The following is a 17,026-nucleotide window of genomic DNA, read 5'->3' as shown; positions in this document are numbered from 1 at the left end:
CTGGCAAGGGTGCGGCGCAACTGAGTGAGCGCGTGGGCGTTCGGCGGGCAAAACGCTCCCGGGCCACGGCCATGAGGGCCGTAGTCGGGATGGGGCGGGGGAGGAGCGGTGTTACGTGGGGGTCATGGGGCGACGATGCTGGCGGAGTCGCCCTCCTGGCCGATCAGTACGGCGTTGGCCCAGTTGGCACAGACCTGGGCGGGTTGGCTGCCCTGCGCACCCAGCGTGCGCAGGCTCAGGGTGGAAAGGCCACGGATGTCCAGCTCCGGCTTGACCACGCCGGGCGCCTTCACCAGGCCGCTGTCGTACAGCAGGCGGTTGTCGCCCCAGACCTGGAACTGCAGGCCGCCGGCGTTGCGGCAGGCGTCGTCGATGCCGAGGTCGGCACGCAGCAGGTGCCAGCCGCCCTGCAGGCGCAGGTCGATGCGGCTGTTGGCGCCGACCCCCAGGCCACGGCGGAACTGCAGGCCGTTCATGCGCATGCCGGCGTCGCCACGGAAGGACTGGTCGGTACGCAGCTGGCTGGCCAGCGCGGCCGGCACCGGCAGCTCGGAGAGATAGCGCTGCCGGGCCGGTCGCTCCGGTTCCTGGTGTTCGAGAATGTGGAAGGTGGACAGGGCGATCGGGCCGACATCGCGCGGCTGCAGTGCATCGAACGCGCGGGCGCTGCCCTGTGCGGCGGTGACCATCGGGTCGGTGCTGCTGGCGCCGTCGCCTTCGGGGTTCTGCACGCTCAGCACGCGGAAGCGCAGCAGGCGGCCGGCGTGGGCCGGGAAGTCGATGCGCTGCACGCCTTCCTTCAACTGCAGGCGGCCACGGGCGATCGGCTCGCCCCACTCACCGTTGCTGTCGCCCAGGTAGACCTCATAGTCACGTACCTGCCCGTGCTTCCAGTTCTTGTCATTGCGTGGCGCGATGTCGATGCCATCGATCATCTTCCGCTCGCCGAAGCCGATCACCCACTCGTGGGCGCCGGTGCGCACGGCCTGGTTGCGCACGCTGCGGAACCAGGTGGCCGGATCGTCGTCGAAAGCATTTTCCAACGCATGGCCAGGCTCTTCGGCCGGGCGGTTGACCACCAGCAGGCTGTCGGCCGGCAGTTCGCGGCCCAGCACCGGTGCGGCCGGATAGGCATCATCGGTGGCTGCGGCAGCGACTGCGAAGTCCAGCTGCAGCTGCAGTGGCTGGCGGATGTCCTGGGTGGCAGTGCGCACATGCACGGTGCCGCGGCGGTCCTTGGCATCGAAGTACCAGCCCTCGTTGGCGCTGTTGAAGGCGGCAGCATCGGCCAGCGCCGGCAGCGCGCGGCCACCGGCCTGCACCGCACGTGGTGCCTGCCGGCTGAGTACGCGCAGGCCGTAGCGGCGCTGCGCCAGCTGGCCGTTGTACTGGCCCTGCACGGCGTCGATCTGCACCTGCACCGGGCCACTGCCCTGCGCCGGCGCCTGCACGCGGATTACCTGCGTGCTCGACTCGCCCTGCTGATAGCGGCGCGTGTTGCCATCGTCTTCGTACAACGTGTACTGCGAGTCGCCCTGCGGGTACAGGTCGAAGGTCACTTCATCGAGCGGTTTTTCGCCATCGAACAGCATCGACGGGTACATCGGCAGGATCGCACCGGCACGCACGAACACCGGCAGCGTGGCCAGGTCCACCTGGCGGTCGAGCTGGCGGCCATCGGCGGCGGCCTGCACGCGACGGCCATCCCAGTAGTCGATCCAGCCGCCGGCCGGCAGGTGGATGTCGCGGCGCCAGCCACGGCTGGCGGCCTGGCTGCGGTACACCGGCGCCACCAGCAGGTCGCGGCCGAGCAGGAACTGGTACTTGTAGGTTTCATCCTGCGCATGCGGATCGCGCGGGTTGTCCCACATCAGGCCACGCACCGGCGGTGCACCGGTCTGCGCGGCCTCGTGCACCAGCCCATACATGTATGGCGTCAGGCGCATCTTCAACTTCAGGTAGTCGCGGTTGATGCTGCGGTAGGGCTCGTCGTACCACCACGGGTGCTTGCGCGCGTTCGACGACCAGCCGCTCATGCCCATCAGCACCGGCGTGAACGCCTTCCACTGCAGGTCGCGGGTGAAGGTCTCGGCGCTTCCGCCGAAGATCGCATCCACATCGCCGCTGGCGTAGGCCATGCCGGACAGGCCCGAACCGACCAGGGTCGGCACGTGCCAGCGGATGTAATCCCAGCTGCTGCTCTGGTCGCCGGTCCATGCCACCGCGTAGCGCTGGATGCCGGCCCAGCCCATCACCGTCCACAGGAACGGGCGCGAATCGGAATTGTCGAGGATGCCGTTGAATGCCTGGCGGTTGGCGTCCATCGCGAACTGGTAGCCCTTGCCGGTCCAGGCCACGTCCAGCTTCTGCACGCGGCTGCCGGCCTTGCCCACTTCCCACGCGATCTTGTCGACGCCGTTCTCGGTCCACAGGCCGGTGCGGAAGCCATAGCCGGCCAGCCCCTTCACCGTTTCCGGCAGCTGCTTGTAGCCGCAGCCGTAGCCATCGTTGGGCAGGATCCAGCCACCGGGCATGTCGTGGGCGCGGTACTGCTTGGCCACGCTGTCGATCACATCGGGCGTGGTGCCGGTCGGGCCGTCGCTCCAGCCTTCGGGCACGGTGCCGGGCTTCCTGCTGTTGTCGCCGTCGTTGTAGCAATCGGCATCGCCGTAGGACAGCGCCCAGCGCGCGACCATGTTGGGGCGGCCGGTCAGCTGGGTGTAGCGTTCGATCAGCTTGGGCAGGTCGGCGCCCACGAAGTAGTACGCATCGAAGCGGTCTTCGCGATGCAGCAGCGTGGCCTGGTCGCTCTGGCGCAGGTCGTAGCTGCCATCGCTCCATGTATTGCGCAGCATGCCCCAGCCACGGCTGCTCAGCAGCATCGGCGCCGGGCTCGGCCGATCACCTTCTTCCCAGCCGCCGGAATAGGACACCTCCAGCTCGCGGCCCTTGAACTGGTAACGGCCGTTCTGCTGGCCACCACCGAAGTAGCCCTCATCGGCCTGCGAGGACAGCACCTGCACGCTCTGCGTGGCATCCAGGTCCAGCGGTTGCAGTTCCTGCCACAGCGCGGTGGGCTGGCCATTGTCCAGCCGTTCCAGGCGCAGGCGCAGCGGCTGCCGCTGTACACGCAGTACCAGTGCCTCGGTACGCACGCGGATTTCCTGTGCGTCTTCTTCCAGCTGCGCCTGCACGCTCGCCTTGGGCTGCGGCAGCACGATCGGCGCGGCCTTGTCGCCGGCGCCGGTCAACGTGCCGTTGCGGCCGGCCTGCACGCGGATGATGTCGGTCGCCGGCAGTTCAATGCGGATGCGCGCGCCCTTGTCGGTCTGCAGGTCCCAGCCCTGCACGCCGTCGCGGCTGGCGCTGGCGCGGACGGTACGCAGGTTGCCGACCGGCTCGGCGCGGGCCGTCATGGACGCCAGCATCAAGGCCGGCACCAGGGCCAGCATCAGCGGCGAGCGACGAACGCAGTTTTCCACGCGGACTCCCAACCCGTTCACCGGGCGTTTCGAAAGCGGTTGGGCCGACTCTAGGGCAGCGATTCGAAAGATGTCAACAAATTGAAAGGAAAAAGGAAGATATATTCCATTGAAACGAAAGTTGCTGCGCCGCAATACTTTGTGTAAACGCTTGCAGGTGCCTGTTAAGCATTGTGCGATACGGCATTCAGTCGGTCCTTTCGTTTTTCCCGGCATCGCGCGCAAGGCAAAGCCACCCACCTTTTTTCTTTCTTTTTACTTTCGATGTTTGACATTTCGAAAGAAAACGCAGATGGTGCGCTGGCCCAACTGGAACCTCCGAATGGACGTCACCCTGCTTTCCGATGTGTCCGCCTGGCAGCGCCTTGGCGGAGCCGATACCGCTACCGAAATCGCCCAGCAGCCTGCGCTGTGGGAAGCCCTGGCACAGGACCTGTCGCGTGCCCGCGACCGCCTGCAGGCCTTCCTCGGCGACAGCCTCAACGATCCCAACCAGCGCGTGCTGTTCACCGGCGCCGGCAGCTCCGGCTTCATCGCCGAAATGGTGGCCGACGCGATCAACGCGCAATGGCCCGCCGAGGTGCGCGTGGTGCACACCACCAGTCTGCTGACCCACCCGGCGCTGTACCTGCAGCGCGACCGTCCGACCCTGCTGGTCTCGTTCGGCCGCAGTGGCTCCAGCCCGGAGAGCGTGGCGGCGGTGGACCGCGTGCGCAGCGACGTGGATGACGCGCGCTTCCTCGACATCACCTGCAACGCCGATGGCGAGCTGGCCCGCCGTGGCGCCGGCCGTGCCGACACCTGCACCCTGCTGATGCCGTCGGCCAGCTGCGACCGCGCCTTCGCCATGACCAGCAGCCTGACCTGCATGCTGCTGGCCGCGCTGACCGTGTTCGATCGTTCGCCGTGGGATGCGCGCGTGACGCGCCTGAAGCAGATCGCCGCGCTGGCCCGCGAAGGCCTGGCGCAGTGGGATGCACCGGTGGCGACACTGGCGCAGCGCCCGTTCAACCGCATCATCTACCTCGGCAGCGGCCCGCTGGAAGCACTGGCACGCGAGTGCGCGCTGAAGGTGCTGGAGCTCACCGCTGGCCGCGTGCTGGCGCTGGCCAACACACCCCTGGGCTTCCGTCATGGCCCGAAGTCGACGCTGGATGGCAACACCCTGGTGGTGGTGCTGCGCAGCGTGCAGCCGCTGGCGCGCCGCTACGAACAGGACCTGCTGGAAGAACTGCGCCGCGACGGCGTGGCCGGCCAGGTGCTGGCGATCGGTCCGCATTCGGACATCGGCGCCGACGACGAATACACCCTCACCGTGCCGGCACTGGACGATCCGTGGCTGGCACCGGTGTGGCTGGGCTTTGCGCAGCTGTTCGCACTACAGCGCTCGGCCGCGCTGGGCCTGACCCCGGACAACCCGTTCCCGGACGGCACCGTCAACCGCGTCGTCAAGGGCGTCACCATCCACCATGGCTGAGCTGATCGCCCACGCCTGCTACGGCATCGACATCGGCGGCACCAAGATCGAGCTGGTGGCGTGCGATGTGGCGATGCAGGTTACCTGGCGCCGCCGCGTGGCCACCCCACAGGGTGACTACGACGGTTTCCTGCAGGCAGTCGTGGCGCTGGTCGCCGAGGCCGATGCCGCACTGGGCCGCAGTGATGCGGCGATCGGCATCGCCCTGCCCGGCGTGCGCGACCGCCGCAGCGGCCGCCAGCTCAGCGCGAACGTGCCTGCGTTGACCGGCCACAGGGTGGCCGCGGACCTGCAGGCGCGGCTGCAACGCCCGCTGCATTTCGGCAACGACCTGCAGTGTTTTGCCCTGTCTGAAGCACACGGCGGTGCCGCCGACGGCTACCCCAGCATGTTCGGCGCCATCCTCGGCACCGGTGCTGGCGGTGGTTTCTGCGTGCAGGGCCGCCTGCTGACCGGTTTCAACGGGCTGGCCGGCGAATGGGGCCACTGGAGCGTGCCCGGTCATCTGCTGCAGCGCCACGGCCTGCCGCTGATCGACTGCGCCTGCGGCCTGCAGGGCTGCGTGGAGCGTTATGTGTCCGGCAGTGGCGTGGCGATGATCGAGCGCCACCTTGGTGGCAGCGCCGCCGACGCCAGCGCGGTGATCGCCCTGGCCGAAGCCGGTGATGCCCGCGCGCGCAAGGCGCTGGACATCCATCGCGACCTGCTCGGCCACAGCCTGGCCGCGCTGGTGCTGGCGCTGGACCCGCACGTGATCGTGCTCGGCGGCGGCCTTTCGCAGTACGCGCCGCTGTACCAGCACCTGCCCGCCGCCATCGCCACCCACCTGTTCAAGGGTGTGCAGGTGCCACCGATCGTGCCGCCACGCTTCGGCGATGCCGGTGGCGCACGTGGTGCCGCCCTGCTCGCCTGCCAACCCTCCTTTTCCTGATGTCCGGAGCCTGACCATGTCCCCGTTGCAGACCCTGCTTGCTTCCCACCGCGCCGGTGCCAATGTCGGCCTGTACAGCGTCTGCTGCAGCAACGAGCAGGTGCTGCGCGCGGCCATGCACGTGGCACAGGCACATGGCACCGTGCTGCTGGTCGAGGCCACCTCCAACCAGGTCGACCAGTTCGGCGGCTACACCGGCATGACCCCGCCGCAGTACCGCGATTACGTCGGCGCCCTGGCCGATGAGGAAGGCTTCCCACGCGAACGGCTGATCCTGGGCGGCGACCATCTCGGCCCGAATGCCTGGCAGAAGCGCCCGGCGGCCGAAGCGATGACCCACGCGCGCGTGCTGATCGAAGCCTACGTCGCCGCCGGTTTCCACAAGATCCACCTCGACTGCAGCATGTCCTGCGCCGATGACCCGGTGCCGCTGCCCGATGCCATCGTCGCTGCGCGTTCGGCCGAGCTTGCCGAGATCGCCGAACGCACCGCCGCCGAACACGGCCTGCCGCCGCCGGTCTACGTGATCGGTACCGAGGTGCCGATTCCCGGCGGCGAAGCCTCGCTGGCCGAAGGCCTGCAGGTGACCACGCCGGCTGCCGCCGCGCAGACCCTGGCCATCCACCAGCAGGCGTTCGACACGCCACAGCTGCGCGATGCGTGGCAGCGCGTGATCGCGATGGTGGTGCAGCCGGGCGTGGACTTCGACCACAGCAGCGTGCATGAGTACAACCCGGACGCCGCCCATGCGCTGGCCGACTTCCTCGAGCGGCAGCCGCGCATCGTGTTCGAAGCGCATTCCACCGACTACCAGCGCGAAAGCGGCCTGCATGCGCTGGTACGCGACCACTTCGCCATCCTCAAGGTCGGCCCGGCGGCCACCTTCGCTTACCGCGAGGCGCTGTTCGCGCTGGCCGCGATCGAGGCCGAACTGCTGCCGGCCGCACAGTGCTCGCACCTGCCGCAGGTGCTGGACGAGGTGATGGTGGCGCAGCCGAAGTACTGGCAGTCCTACTACCAGGGCGATGCCGCCGCGCTGCGCCTGCTGCGCCGTTATTCCTTCAGCGACCGCTGCCGCTACTACTGGGGCGAGCCGGCGCTGGTACAGGCGGTGCAGACCCTGTTCGCCAACCTGGAGCAGCATGCGCCGCCGCTGGTGCTGCTCAGCCAGTACCTGCCGGAGCAGTACCGCGCCGTGCGCGAAGGCAGCCTGGCCAACACCCCCACCGCGCTGGTGCAGCACCGCATCGGCCTGTGCCTGGGTGAGTACGCCCGTGCCTGCAGCGCCAACCAGGCCGGACCCCGCACGCAGAACGCAGGTTCGGCTGCCGGCGTTCCTGCGAACGGCTAATCTCTACCTTTTCCCGCGAAACCGAGAATGGCCATGCGCAACACCCGCTCCCGCCGGCAACAGATCCTGCAGCTGCTGATCGAGCACGGCTCGGTGCAGGTGGCCGATCTGGTCGAGCGCTTCGGCGTGTCGGCGGTGACGATCCGTGCCGACCTGACCCACTTCGAATCGCAGGGCCTGGCCAACCGCACCCACGGCGGCGCGACCCTGGTGCGCACGCCGCCGCAGGAACAGGACATCCATGAGAAGGACGCGCTGAACCTGCCACTGAAGGAATCGATCGGTGCGCGCGCTGCGCGCCTGGTGCAGCCGGGCGACAACATCATCATCGATTCCGGCTCGACCACGATGACGCTGGCCCGCCACCTGCGCGCGCATCGCGACGTGACGGTGATGACCAACGGCCTGAACATCGCCTGGGAACTGGCCAATGCCGCGGGCATCACCGTGCTGCTGACAGGTGGCCTGCTGCGCCAGCAGTCGCTGTCGCTGCAGGGCAGCCAGGCCGAAGCCAGCCTCAACTCGTACAGCTTCGACACCCTGTTCCTGGGCGTGGACGGCCTGGACCTGCAGTTCGGCCTGACTACCCACGACGAGGCCGAAGCCCGCCTCAACCACCGCATGGTCGAGCGTGCGCGCCGCATCGTGGTGCTGACCGATGCCTCCAAGTTCGGCCGCGTCAGCCTGCACCGCATCGCCCTGCTGGACCAGATCCACGCCATCATCACCGACGCCGGCATCGACGATGCAACCCGCGAAGGGCTGCAGCGGCTGGGCATCGAAGTGATCATCGCCGAGCCCACCGCATGACCGACACCCGCACCCTGCATGGCCGCATCCTCACCCCGCTGGGCTGGCGGCGCGGGCACGTCCACTTCGATTCACGCGTGCGCCGGCTGCAGGTGGACGACCACAGCGGCGCCGACGACCTGCAGCTGCCGGTGATCCTGCCCGGCTTCGTCGACCTGCATGTGCATGGCGCGGCCGGCGTGGACCTGATGCAGGGCGGCGACGTGGCACGCACCATCGCCCGCACCCATCTGCGCTTCGGCACCACCACGCTGCTGGCGACCACCATGACCGCCGGGCTGGACGAGATCGAGCACGCGCTGCACGGCGTCGCTGCGGCAATGGCGGCGCCTGATACCGACGCCGCCAGCATCGTCGGCGTGCATCTGGAAGGACCGTTCATCAGCCCGCAGCGGCTGGGCGCACAGCCCAATCGTACGATCGAGGCGACGGTGGCACTGGTGCAGCAGCTGCACGCGCTGGCGCCGATCCGGGTGATGACGCTGGCACCGGAGATCGGCGAGCACACCGCGTTGATACCCGCGCTTTCGGCGATGGGCATCCGCGTGCAGCTGGGCCACAGCGCCGGCACCTACGAGGAGGGCGTGGCGGCGCTGCAGGCCGGTGCCTCCGGTTTCACCCATCTGTTCAACGGCATGACCGGCGTTGACCACTATCGCCCGGGCATTGCGGCGGCGGCGCTGGCGCATGCGCAGTACGCCGAGATCATCCCCGACCTGCAGCACATCCACCCCGGCGTTATCCGGCTGGCCGCGCGCGCGATCCCGCGCCTGTACGCGGTGACCGACGCGACTGCCGCCACCGGCATGCCCGACGGCGAGTACGCGCTGGGCGAGCAGCGCGTGCACAAGTGCGGCGGCTGCGTGCGCCTGGCGACGGGTTCGCTGGCCGGCAGCGCACTGACCATGGACCAGGCGCTGCGCAACCTGGTGCGCGTCGGCCTGGACCTGGCCGACGCCTCGCAGCGGGTTTCCACCTTCCCGGCCGACTATCTGGGCCTGGGCGATCGCGGCCGCATCGCGCCCGACGCCCGCGCCGACCTGGTGGTGCTGGACGCCGAACTGCGCCTGCAGCAGGTGGTCATTGGTGGGCGCGTGGTCGATCTGACCTGACGCAAGCGATGCGGCCCGGATGCCGCATGGGCTCCCTGTAGAGCCGAGCCATGCTCGGCTCACCGCGCGAAGCGCGGCATGGGGAACCTCGATATCGGAACGGAAAGCAGCCGAGCATGGCTCGGCTCTACAGAATGCACTCTGCGACGAACCGCCGCCGGGCCTGGCCCGGCGCTACCACAGGAACTGCCGATGACTGCAAGCACCGCCCCGCGCTGGCCCGTACGCTACCTGCTCTTCATCGGCGGCCTTGGCGGCCTGCTGTACGGCATCGACATCGGCATCATCGCCGGTGCCCTGCCCTACCTGGAGGCAACGGCCAGCCACGCCTGGCAGCTCAGCAGCCAGCAACTCGGCTTCGTGGTGGCGGCGGTACTGCTGGGCAGCGTGCTGTCCTCGCTGTTCGCCGGCATGGTCGCCGACCTGATCGGTCGCCGCGGTGCGATGCTGCTGGCCGGCCTGCTGTTCACCGCGTCGATTCCGATCATGGCGCTGGCCTCGGGCTACACGCCGCTGCTGCTCGGGCGGCTGCTGCAGGGCATCAGTGGCGGCCTGATCGGCGTGGTGATTCCACTGTACCTGGCCGAAGTGCTCAGCCCCGAGCGGCGTGGACGCGGTGCGGCGATGTTCCAGCTGCTGCTGACCATCGGCCTGGTGTTGGCGGCACTGATCGGGCTGTACCACGCACATGTGGTGGATGCCGCCGCCGAAGCCGTGCGCTCGCTGCCGCTGGCGCAGCAGGCGCAGGAACTGTTCACGGTGAAGGACCAGGCCTGGCGCACCATCTTCTGGAGCTGCCTGGCGCCAGGCCTGCTGTTCTGTGCCGGCATCTTCTGGCTGTCCGAATCGCCGCGCTGGCTGGTGCGCCGCGGCCGCGTCGATGATGCCCGCCGCAGCCTGCAGCGGGTGCTGCCTGCTGCCGACGTGGAACCCACCCTTGCACAGATCCAGGCGCCGGAATCGAGCAGCAGCGACGGCAAGCGCGACCCACTGCTCAGCCGACGCTACGTGGTGCCGTTCGTGCTGGCCTGCGTGGTGCTGGCCTGCACCCAGGCCACCGGCATCAATTCGGTGCTGGCCTACGCGGTGAACATCCTCAACCAGGCCGGCCTGTCCGGCTCGGTGGCCAACGGTGCCGACGTGGCGATCAAGCTGCTCAACGCGGTGATGACCGTGGTCGCGCTGCTGCTGGTCGACCGCAAGGGCCGCAAGTTCCTGCTGATGCTCGGCAGCGGCGGCATCTGCGTGGCCCTGCTGGCCGCCGCCACGCTGTTCTTCCAGGCCGAGCGTGGCCGCGCCGACGTGCAGCCGCAACTGCAGGCGGCGGTCAGCGCCGATGGCTTGCAGCTGGTGCTGGACGACGCACAGTGGCAGCGCCTGGGCGCCGGCATCGACAGCGAAGGCCGGCCGATGCAGCTGACCGTGTCGTACGCCTACGGTGACTTCACCAATGTGCGCGCCCTGCGCAGCGACAGCCTGACCGACCGCGAGCTGCGCATCGAGCGTGCCGGGACCGTGCAGCCGGACAGTGTGATCGGCGCGTTCTTCCGCAAGCTGCATCTGAACCCGTTCGCCGACCCGGCCAAGGCCGCACAGGCACCGCTGCGCATCGAGCAGGCCCGCATCGGCCCGGTGCCGCCGCCGGCGCATGGCTGGGCGGTAGCCGCCTGCATCCTGGTATTCGTCGCGTTCTTCGCGGTCGGCCCCGGCGTCTGCGTGTGGCTGGCACTGTCGGAACTGATGCCCAATCGCATCCGCTCCAACGGCATGAGCATCGCCCTGCTGATCAACCAGTTCGTGTCGACCACCATCGCGGCGATCTTCCTGCCCACGGTGGGCCACTACGGCTACGCCAGCATGTTCCTGTTCTGGGCGGCGTGCACGTTCGTGTTCTTCCTGGTAGCCGCGTTCTGGCTGCCGGAGACCAAGGGCAAGTCACTGGAGGAGATCGAGGCACGGTTCGCACGGTAGCGGTCGACCTTGGTCGACCTCCGCGCGTAGCGTGGTGGTGTTGGCGCGCCCGTCACTGACCGGTGATGTGCCTGGCCAGCGCCTGCGCCTCGGCAATGCTCGGCAGCCCGCTCAGCATCATCGATTCCCCGAAGGGGCCTTTCACCGTCGCCACCATCAGCACGCGGCCGTCCACGCTGATCGCCGCGCGCTGGCCCACCAGGGCCGAGGTGCCATCGTGGATGCGCTGATGCGCTTCTGGCCGATAGCGGATCTGCAGGCCTGGCTGCTTGGCATCGTCCAGCACGTAGCGCACATCGGCGATGTCCGCACTGCCGGCAATCGGCGGCTCGCGCAGGGCCAGGGTTTCACCTTGCCAGTGCGCCGGAGTGCCGTTGCCAGCCGCATCGACCGCGCTCAGGCGCACGTCCACGCCGGCGCGCGGCGCATGATCCTTGCCTGCCAGCGCACCGGGCGCGGCACCCGGCATGCATCCGGCCAGCACCAGCGCCGCGCCGAGCAGGAGCGGAAGCGCCCCCCTCATTTCAGCTTCCGCAGCTTGAACGCCACCAGCACCTGCAGCAGCCCGTACAGCAGGCTGCCAATGCCGATCCACAGCGTGGTCACCGCCACGCCTGCGTATGGATTGGCCGCGAACAGCAGCCCCAGCACCACCGCCAGCACGCCACTGAGGATCAGCAGCCACTCGCCCTGGATCTGCTTGCGCACGCGGATCGCGAAGACGATGCGATAGATGCCGGCTACCAGCAGCCACGCCGCCAGGAACAGCACCAGCACGCTGGCGGTGGCCAGCGGGTTGATCACCGCCAGGATGCCGAAGCCCAGCGAAGCGATGGCATACAGCGCCAGCCAGCCGCGCGAGGCGCCGCTGCCACCACTGATCAGTGCGAACAGGCTGATGACCCCTTCGATGATGGCCATCACGCCCAGCGTCCAGGCCAATGCCATGGCTGCGGACAGCGGCCAACCGATGGCGATGATGCCGAAGCCGAGCGCGACCAGGCCATACAGCAGCAGGATCCACCAGCTGCGGCCAACCGCTGACAACAAGGGAGACAAGGGGGAATTCATGGTCACTCCTTCGATCCGGAACCGGGTTCATCCTAGCCCGTTGCGATGAAGGGAGCGATCACGGCACCCGCGCGCACACCCATACCCGCACCTCTCTGGCGCCCACGCAGCGCAGGGTTTCGGCGATTTCCATCACCGTGCTGCCGGTGGTCATCACGTCGTCGACCACGGTCAGATGCGTGGGCACCGGCCCGTGGACATCGAACGCATCGAACAGGTTTTCCCTGCGCTGTTCGGCCGTGCGTTCGGACTGCGGTGCGGTGTGCCGCCGCCGGTACAGCCCCTGCCAGACCGGCAACGGCAGCAGCCGGCAGAGCTCGGCAGCCTGGTTGTAGCCGCGCTGGCGCAGGCGCCGGCGGTGCAGCGGCACCGGCACCAGCGGCGGGCAGGACCAGGGCGGTGGTGCGCGCTGCATCAACTGCGCCAGCAGGCGACCGGCCGCCAGGTCCTGATGGAACTTGTAGCGCAGCAGCAGCTGGTCCACCGGCGGCAGGTACAGCAGGCTGGCGTGCGTGGCCGTCTGCGGTGGTGCTTCCTCGCGGCAGCTGCCGCAGACGATCAGGGCCTCATCCGGCAACGGCAGTGCACACCGCAGGCAGGCGCGACCGGCCCAGGGCAGTCCGGCGAGGCAGGCGCGGCACAGATCGAGATCATCATGGCCCGGATCGCCGCAGACCAGGCAGCGCAGTGGCAGCAGGACACCCAGCAGTGCGCGGGAGACACGGGTTGCCGAATGCAGGAGATCAATACGCATTGCCCATGCTTCATCGCGCTGCCCATGTGCGGCCATCGGCGAAGCACCGATCGCAGTGTCGGGACTGCCCGCAACTGCAGAGGGTGCTGCCGATCAGGAAAGGCGTCCGCCCTGCCCAGGCCCGGTTGATGCAACGGCCGACGCCGTCAACACCTCCGCCAACCCACGATAGATCGGCACCCGGCATACCAGACCGGACACGCCCCGCGCGATCAGCACCGTGGCCAGGATCGGCAGGAGCAGATCGCCGCTGTCGGTCAGCTCTAGCGAGATCACCGCCGAGGTCAGCGGTGCCTGGGTGACGCCGGTCAGGTACGCGCACATGCCCAGCAGCACGAACGCGCGCGGATCCACGCCCGGCATCAGCACCGCCAGGTTGTGGCCCAGCCCCGCACCGACCGCCAACGCGGGCGAGAACAGGCCGCCGGGTATGCCGGCCACGTACGATGCCAGGTTGGCCAGCAGCTTCATCAACCCGAACTCGTGGCCGACCAACGCCTGCCCCTGCACCAGGCTGCGCGCCTGCTCGTAGCCGGTGCCGAACGCGCCGTCGCCGAACGTCAAAGCCAGTGCCACCACCGCCAGGCCGCAGCCTGCGGCCAGCAGCACCGGATGCCGCTGGCGCAGCTGGCCCAGCCAACGCGGGCGGCCCGCCGCACTGGCCAGCACCGCGCGCGCGAACAGGCCGCCCAGCAACCCGGCCACCACGCCGCACAGCAGGATCGCCAGCCAGCCCTGCCCCAGCGGCAACCGCGCGCTCACATGGCCGAAGTAGGTGTAGTTGCCGAGCAGGCCCAGCGACACCACGCCACCGACGATCACCGCCGTCAGCAGGGTGCCGGAGAAGCGATGCTCGAAACGGCCGCTGAGCTCCTCGATGGCGAATACGATGCCAGCCAGCGGCGTGTTGAACGCCGCGGCAATGCCCGCTGCACCACCGGCCAGCAGGAAGTGCGAGAGCTCGCGAGGATCCTTGAAGCCGAACCAGCGGCCGAACAGGTACATCAGGCTGGCACCCACATGCACCGTGGGACCTTCGCGTCCGACGGACGCGCCGCCGAGCAGCGACAACGAGGTCAGCAGCAGCTTGCCGGCTGAGACCGCAGGCGAAAGATTGGTCTTCCGGAATGGCTCATCGGGCTTGTCCAACGCAGCGATGACCTGCGGAATGCCGCTGCCCCGCGTGGGCTTCAGCACGCCACTGGTCAACCAGGCCAGCAGCGCGAAGATGCCCGGCGTGAGCAGCAGGGCCCACCACGGCGAGTGCGCGGTGATGCGCTGGAACAGATGGAAGGCCGCGTCGCTGGCCTTGGCGAACAGGATGGCCACCAACGCCACGGCCACCGCGCCGCCCCAGAGCGCGGCACGGCGGCGCCAGGCCTCGCTGAGAACCAGCGCGGTGATGCGGCCGCGGAGGCGATGGAGATCGGTCATGGGGCACAGTCTGCGCGCCAGCGCTTGCGTTGGGCAGCGGTTATTGTGGCTGCAGGCCTTGCAGGATGCGGTGAAACGCGCGAGTGCGGGTGCTCGCCGATAGCACCTGCCCTGTGCAGCTACCTATGCCTGCAGGCGCTCCCGCCACCGGCGCTTCTCCACCGCACGCACGTTGGGCTGCTGCCGCAGCCACTCCAGATACAGCTGCAGATGGGCCAGCTCGTCATCAGCCGGATCACCGGTGAACTCACGCACCGCGACCAGATTTCCGTAGTTTCTGGCGTACTTGCCGGGCGTGTCATCGATACCGATCATCTGCTCCAAACGGAAGCCGTGGCGCTTCAGCTTGCCCAGCCGCTTCTGCGAGGTGTAACCGCCGGTTTCCCAATCACGGGCCGTGCTGCACCGCGGCGCGGACCACAGGAACGCCAGCGGACGCCCCGGCATCAGCCGGTCCACCAGCGGTTCGGCGTACAGTTGCCCGGACGACGTCCACACACCCACCGTGAAATGGGCAAAGGCATAGTCGAGGAATGCCTGCAGATGGGGCCGCAGGTAGACGTGGTAGCCGACGAGGCGGAAATCTGCGGGTCGCTCCAGTTCACGCTCGCTGGCATGCACCAGCGTCTCATCCAGATCGAGTATCAGCAGCTTCCCGCCCTGCGGCATCGTGTCCGGTTCCATGCGCATCCTTCTTTCATTGCCTCGGCTGCCGCCATCTTCTGGATGGACTTCAGCATGTGTCCTTCCAGCAGGTAGATGTAAGCACAGTTCCAGCCAGGTCCTGGTGGGCGCAAGCCTACTGCCGGACGCGCACTTCGCAACAGCCCATCCGCGTGAGGTCGCCCTGTGCCTGCAACATGCCCCGTTCCACCAGCATGCGTACACGCCCTGCATAGAACACATCGGGAATTCCCGATCGGCACTTCGGCTGCAGCGACATGACCATGCCCACAATGTAGGCGATCTTTCGGAACTGCCCGTCGCAGAGGGAGAACAGCTGCTCATCGATCGAGGCGATGTCCTCGCTGGTCAGCGCGGCGATGTTCTGCCGCGCCAGGTCAGTGAGATGGGCATCGTTGTCGGAGCGCTCGTCCGTATCGCGCAGGCAGCCATTGATGGCCAACAGGCGAACCAGCACATAGTGTCCGAAAGCCTCGAGCTCCTCCTTGGGCAACGTCGCCGGATCGAGCTGCCCTGCCGGGTAGTCCTTGAAGGTCACGAAGACGTGGTTCTTCCACTGCCCTGGCGTGTCGGACTGGCGCAGATCATCCAGCACCACGCGCAGGCCGCCGTCGGGCAGCTCGGCAAGGCTGCACAGCACCGCGTCGCGGCGGATCGGGTAGGACTGGTAGCTGTTCATGGCACGTGCTCGCGCGTCCGTATGCAGCGATGAACTTACACCGTAGCGCCCATTCATGGCGGTCAACCAATGTAAACCAGATGAGAAACAGCCAAGTTGACAGGGCTCACCAACCCACCCACACTGCCGCCCTCGCTCCACTCGTACCCAAGGTCCCGCCATGGCTGCTGCCATCCGCCACGACTGGCAACACGACGAACTGCAGGCGCTGTTCGATCTGCCGTTCCCCGAGCTGCTGTTCCGCGCCGCCGCAGTCCATCGCGAGCACTTCGACCCAGCGCAGGTGCAGGTGTCCACGCTGTTGTCGGTGAAGACCGGCGGCTGCCCGGAAGACTGCGCGTACTGCCCGCAGGCACAGCGCTACAGCACCGGGGTCAACGCGCAGAAGCTGATGGACACCGACGCGGTGCTGGCCAAGGCACGCCAGGCCAAGGCTGCCGGCGCATCGCGCTTCTGCATGGGTGCCGCGTGGCGATCGCCGAAGGACCGCGACATCCCGAAGGTGGCGGCGATGATCGCCGGGGTGAAGGCACTGGGCCTGGAAACCTGCGCCACGCTGGGCATGCTCAGTGGCGAGCAGGCGCGTGCGCTGAAGGACGCCGGCCTGGACTACTACAACCACAATCTCGACACCGCGCCGGACTACTACGATTCGATCATCCACACGCGCCAGTACCAGGACCGCCTGGACACGCTGGCGCACGTGCGCGATGCCGGCCTGAAGACCTGCTGCGGCGGCATTGTCGGCATGGGCGAGACGCGCGCGCAGCGCGTGGGCCTGCTGCTGGCGCTGGCCACGCTGCCGGCGCATCCCGATTCGGTGCCGATCAACAAGCTGGTGCAGGTGGCGGGCACGCCGCTGCATGGCAGTGCCGAACTGGATCCGTTCGAGTTCGTGCGCATGATCGCGGTGGCACGCATCGCCATGCCGCGTTCGATGGTGCGGCTGTCGGCCGGTCGCGAGGCGATGAGCGACGAACTGCAGGCGCTGTGCTTCGTGGCCGGTGCCAACTCGATCTTCTACGGCGACAAGCTGCTAACCACCGGCAACCCGGAGAGCGAGCGCGACCTGGCCCTGTTCGCGCGGCTGGGGTTGCAGCCGATGGCGGTGCAGGTGGATGCCGAGGGCCACGACCACGGCGGCATCGTGCACGCTGATATCAGCGCCGATGCGCCCGCCTGTGGCTGCGCTCACGCGGCCTGAGACGGGCCGCAAGCAGGCGCCGCGGCAACGCGCTACCCTAGCCGCCCCGTCGCCGCATTCAGCCGC

General features: G+C 68.3%; 14 protein-coding genes. 7 read left to right on the top strand and 7 right to left on the bottom strand.

Translation table 11 applies throughout. From position 1 onward, the window contains the following. Positions 1–122: 122 nt before the first annotated feature. Positions 123–3,482, bottom strand: a complete 3,360-nt coding sequence (locus tag E5790_RS11160; RefSeq protein WP_111206575.1) for a TIM-barrel domain-containing protein — start codon at positions 3,480–3,482, stop codon at positions 123–125. A 322-nt stretch (positions 3,483–3,804) separates the two neighbouring features. Between E5790_RS11160 and E5790_RS11155 the strand changes: the two genes are divergently transcribed. The 6 genes from E5790_RS11155 (at position 3,805) to E5790_RS11130 (ending at position 11,134) form a co-directional block, all read left to right on the top strand. After that, positions 3,805–4,959: an SIS domain-containing protein gene (locus E5790_RS11155; RefSeq protein WP_049405400.1), complete on the top strand. Its 1,155-nt coding sequence runs from the start codon at positions 3,805–3,807 to the stop codon at positions 4,957–4,959. Further along, complete coding sequence (locus E5790_RS11150) at positions 4,952–5,890, top strand: ROK family protein (protein WP_111206573.1); 939 nt, start codon at positions 4,952–4,954, stop codon at positions 5,888–5,890. Before E5790_RS11155 ends, E5790_RS11150 begins: the two co-directional genes overlap by 8 nt. Positions 5,891–5,906: 16 nt before the next feature. Next, positions 5,907–7,241 carry a D-tagatose-bisphosphate aldolase, class II, non-catalytic subunit gene (locus E5790_RS11145; RefSeq protein WP_111206572.1) on the top strand — a complete coding sequence of 445 codons (1,335 nt, stop codon included), beginning with the start codon at positions 5,907–5,909 and terminating at the stop codon, positions 7,239–7,241. 33 nt (positions 7,242–7,274) lie between these two features. Then, entirely contained in the window at positions 7,275–8,051 is a 777-nt protein-coding gene (locus tag E5790_RS11140) for a DeoR family transcriptional regulator (RefSeq protein WP_014038836.1), read from the top strand. After that, positions 8,048–9,163: an N-acetylglucosamine-6-phosphate deacetylase gene (nagA, locus tag E5790_RS11135; protein WP_046433040.1), complete on the top strand. Its 1,116-nt coding sequence runs from the start codon at positions 8,048–8,050 to the stop codon at positions 9,161–9,163. The genes E5790_RS11140 and nagA overlap by 4 nt, the downstream gene beginning before the upstream one ends. Before the next feature lie 192 nt (positions 9,164–9,355). After that, positions 9,356–11,134, top strand: a complete 1,779-nt coding sequence (locus tag E5790_RS11130; protein ID WP_111206570.1) for an MFS transporter — start codon at positions 9,356–9,358, stop codon at positions 11,132–11,134. Between the two features lie 52 nt (positions 11,135–11,186). On the opposite strand, the gene E5790_RS11125 is transcribed toward E5790_RS11130, so the two are convergent. From E5790_RS11125 to E5790_RS11100, 6 genes are all read right to left on the bottom strand, one after another. After that, positions 11,187–11,657 (bottom strand): hypothetical protein, encoded by a 471-nt coding sequence (locus E5790_RS11125; RefSeq protein ID WP_032957521.1) that lies wholly within the window; start codon positions 11,655–11,657, stop codon positions 11,187–11,189. Further along, a complete protein-coding gene (locus tag E5790_RS11120) occupies positions 11,654–12,205 on the bottom strand; it encodes an HdeD family acid-resistance protein (protein WP_014648758.1) in 552 nt (183 codons plus the stop codon). Before E5790_RS11120 ends, E5790_RS11125 begins: the two co-directional genes overlap by 4 nt. 58 nt (positions 12,206–12,263) lie before the next feature. Then, positions 12,264–12,959, bottom strand: coding sequence for a ComF family protein (locus E5790_RS11115; protein WP_049442014.1), 696 nt, complete (start codon positions 12,957–12,959; stop codon positions 12,264–12,266). Between the two features lie 93 nt (positions 12,960–13,052). After that, positions 13,053–14,393 carry a chloride channel protein gene (locus E5790_RS11110; protein WP_014648760.1) on the bottom strand — a complete coding sequence of 447 codons (1,341 nt, stop codon included), beginning with the start codon at positions 14,391–14,393 and terminating at the stop codon, positions 13,053–13,055. 123 nt (positions 14,394–14,516) lie between these two features. Then, complete coding sequence (locus E5790_RS11105) at positions 14,517–15,077, bottom strand: HAD family hydrolase (RefSeq protein ID WP_197607933.1); 561 nt, start codon at positions 15,075–15,077, stop codon at positions 14,517–14,519. 115 nt (positions 15,078–15,192) lie between these two features. Further along, a complete protein-coding gene (locus E5790_RS11100) occupies positions 15,193–15,756 on the bottom strand; it encodes a DUF3658 domain-containing protein (RefSeq protein WP_049442015.1) in 564 nt (187 codons plus the stop codon). Positions 15,757–15,916: 160 nt separating this feature from the next. Between E5790_RS11100 and bioB the strand changes: the two genes are divergently transcribed. Further along, on the top strand, positions 15,917–16,960 hold the full coding sequence (gene bioB / locus E5790_RS11095) for a biotin synthase BioB (RefSeq protein ID WP_049442017.1): 1,044 nt from the start codon (positions 15,917–15,919) through the stop codon (positions 16,958–16,960). Positions 16,961–17,026 lie beyond the last annotated feature (66 nt).

The sequence above is a fragment of the Stenotrophomonas sp. PAMC25021 genome (assembly GCF_004795795.1).
GTDB lineage: Bacteria > Pseudomonadota > Gammaproteobacteria > Xanthomonadales > Xanthomonadaceae > Stenotrophomonas > Stenotrophomonas muris.
This window is presented reverse-complemented; position numbering and strand designations above follow the sequence as displayed.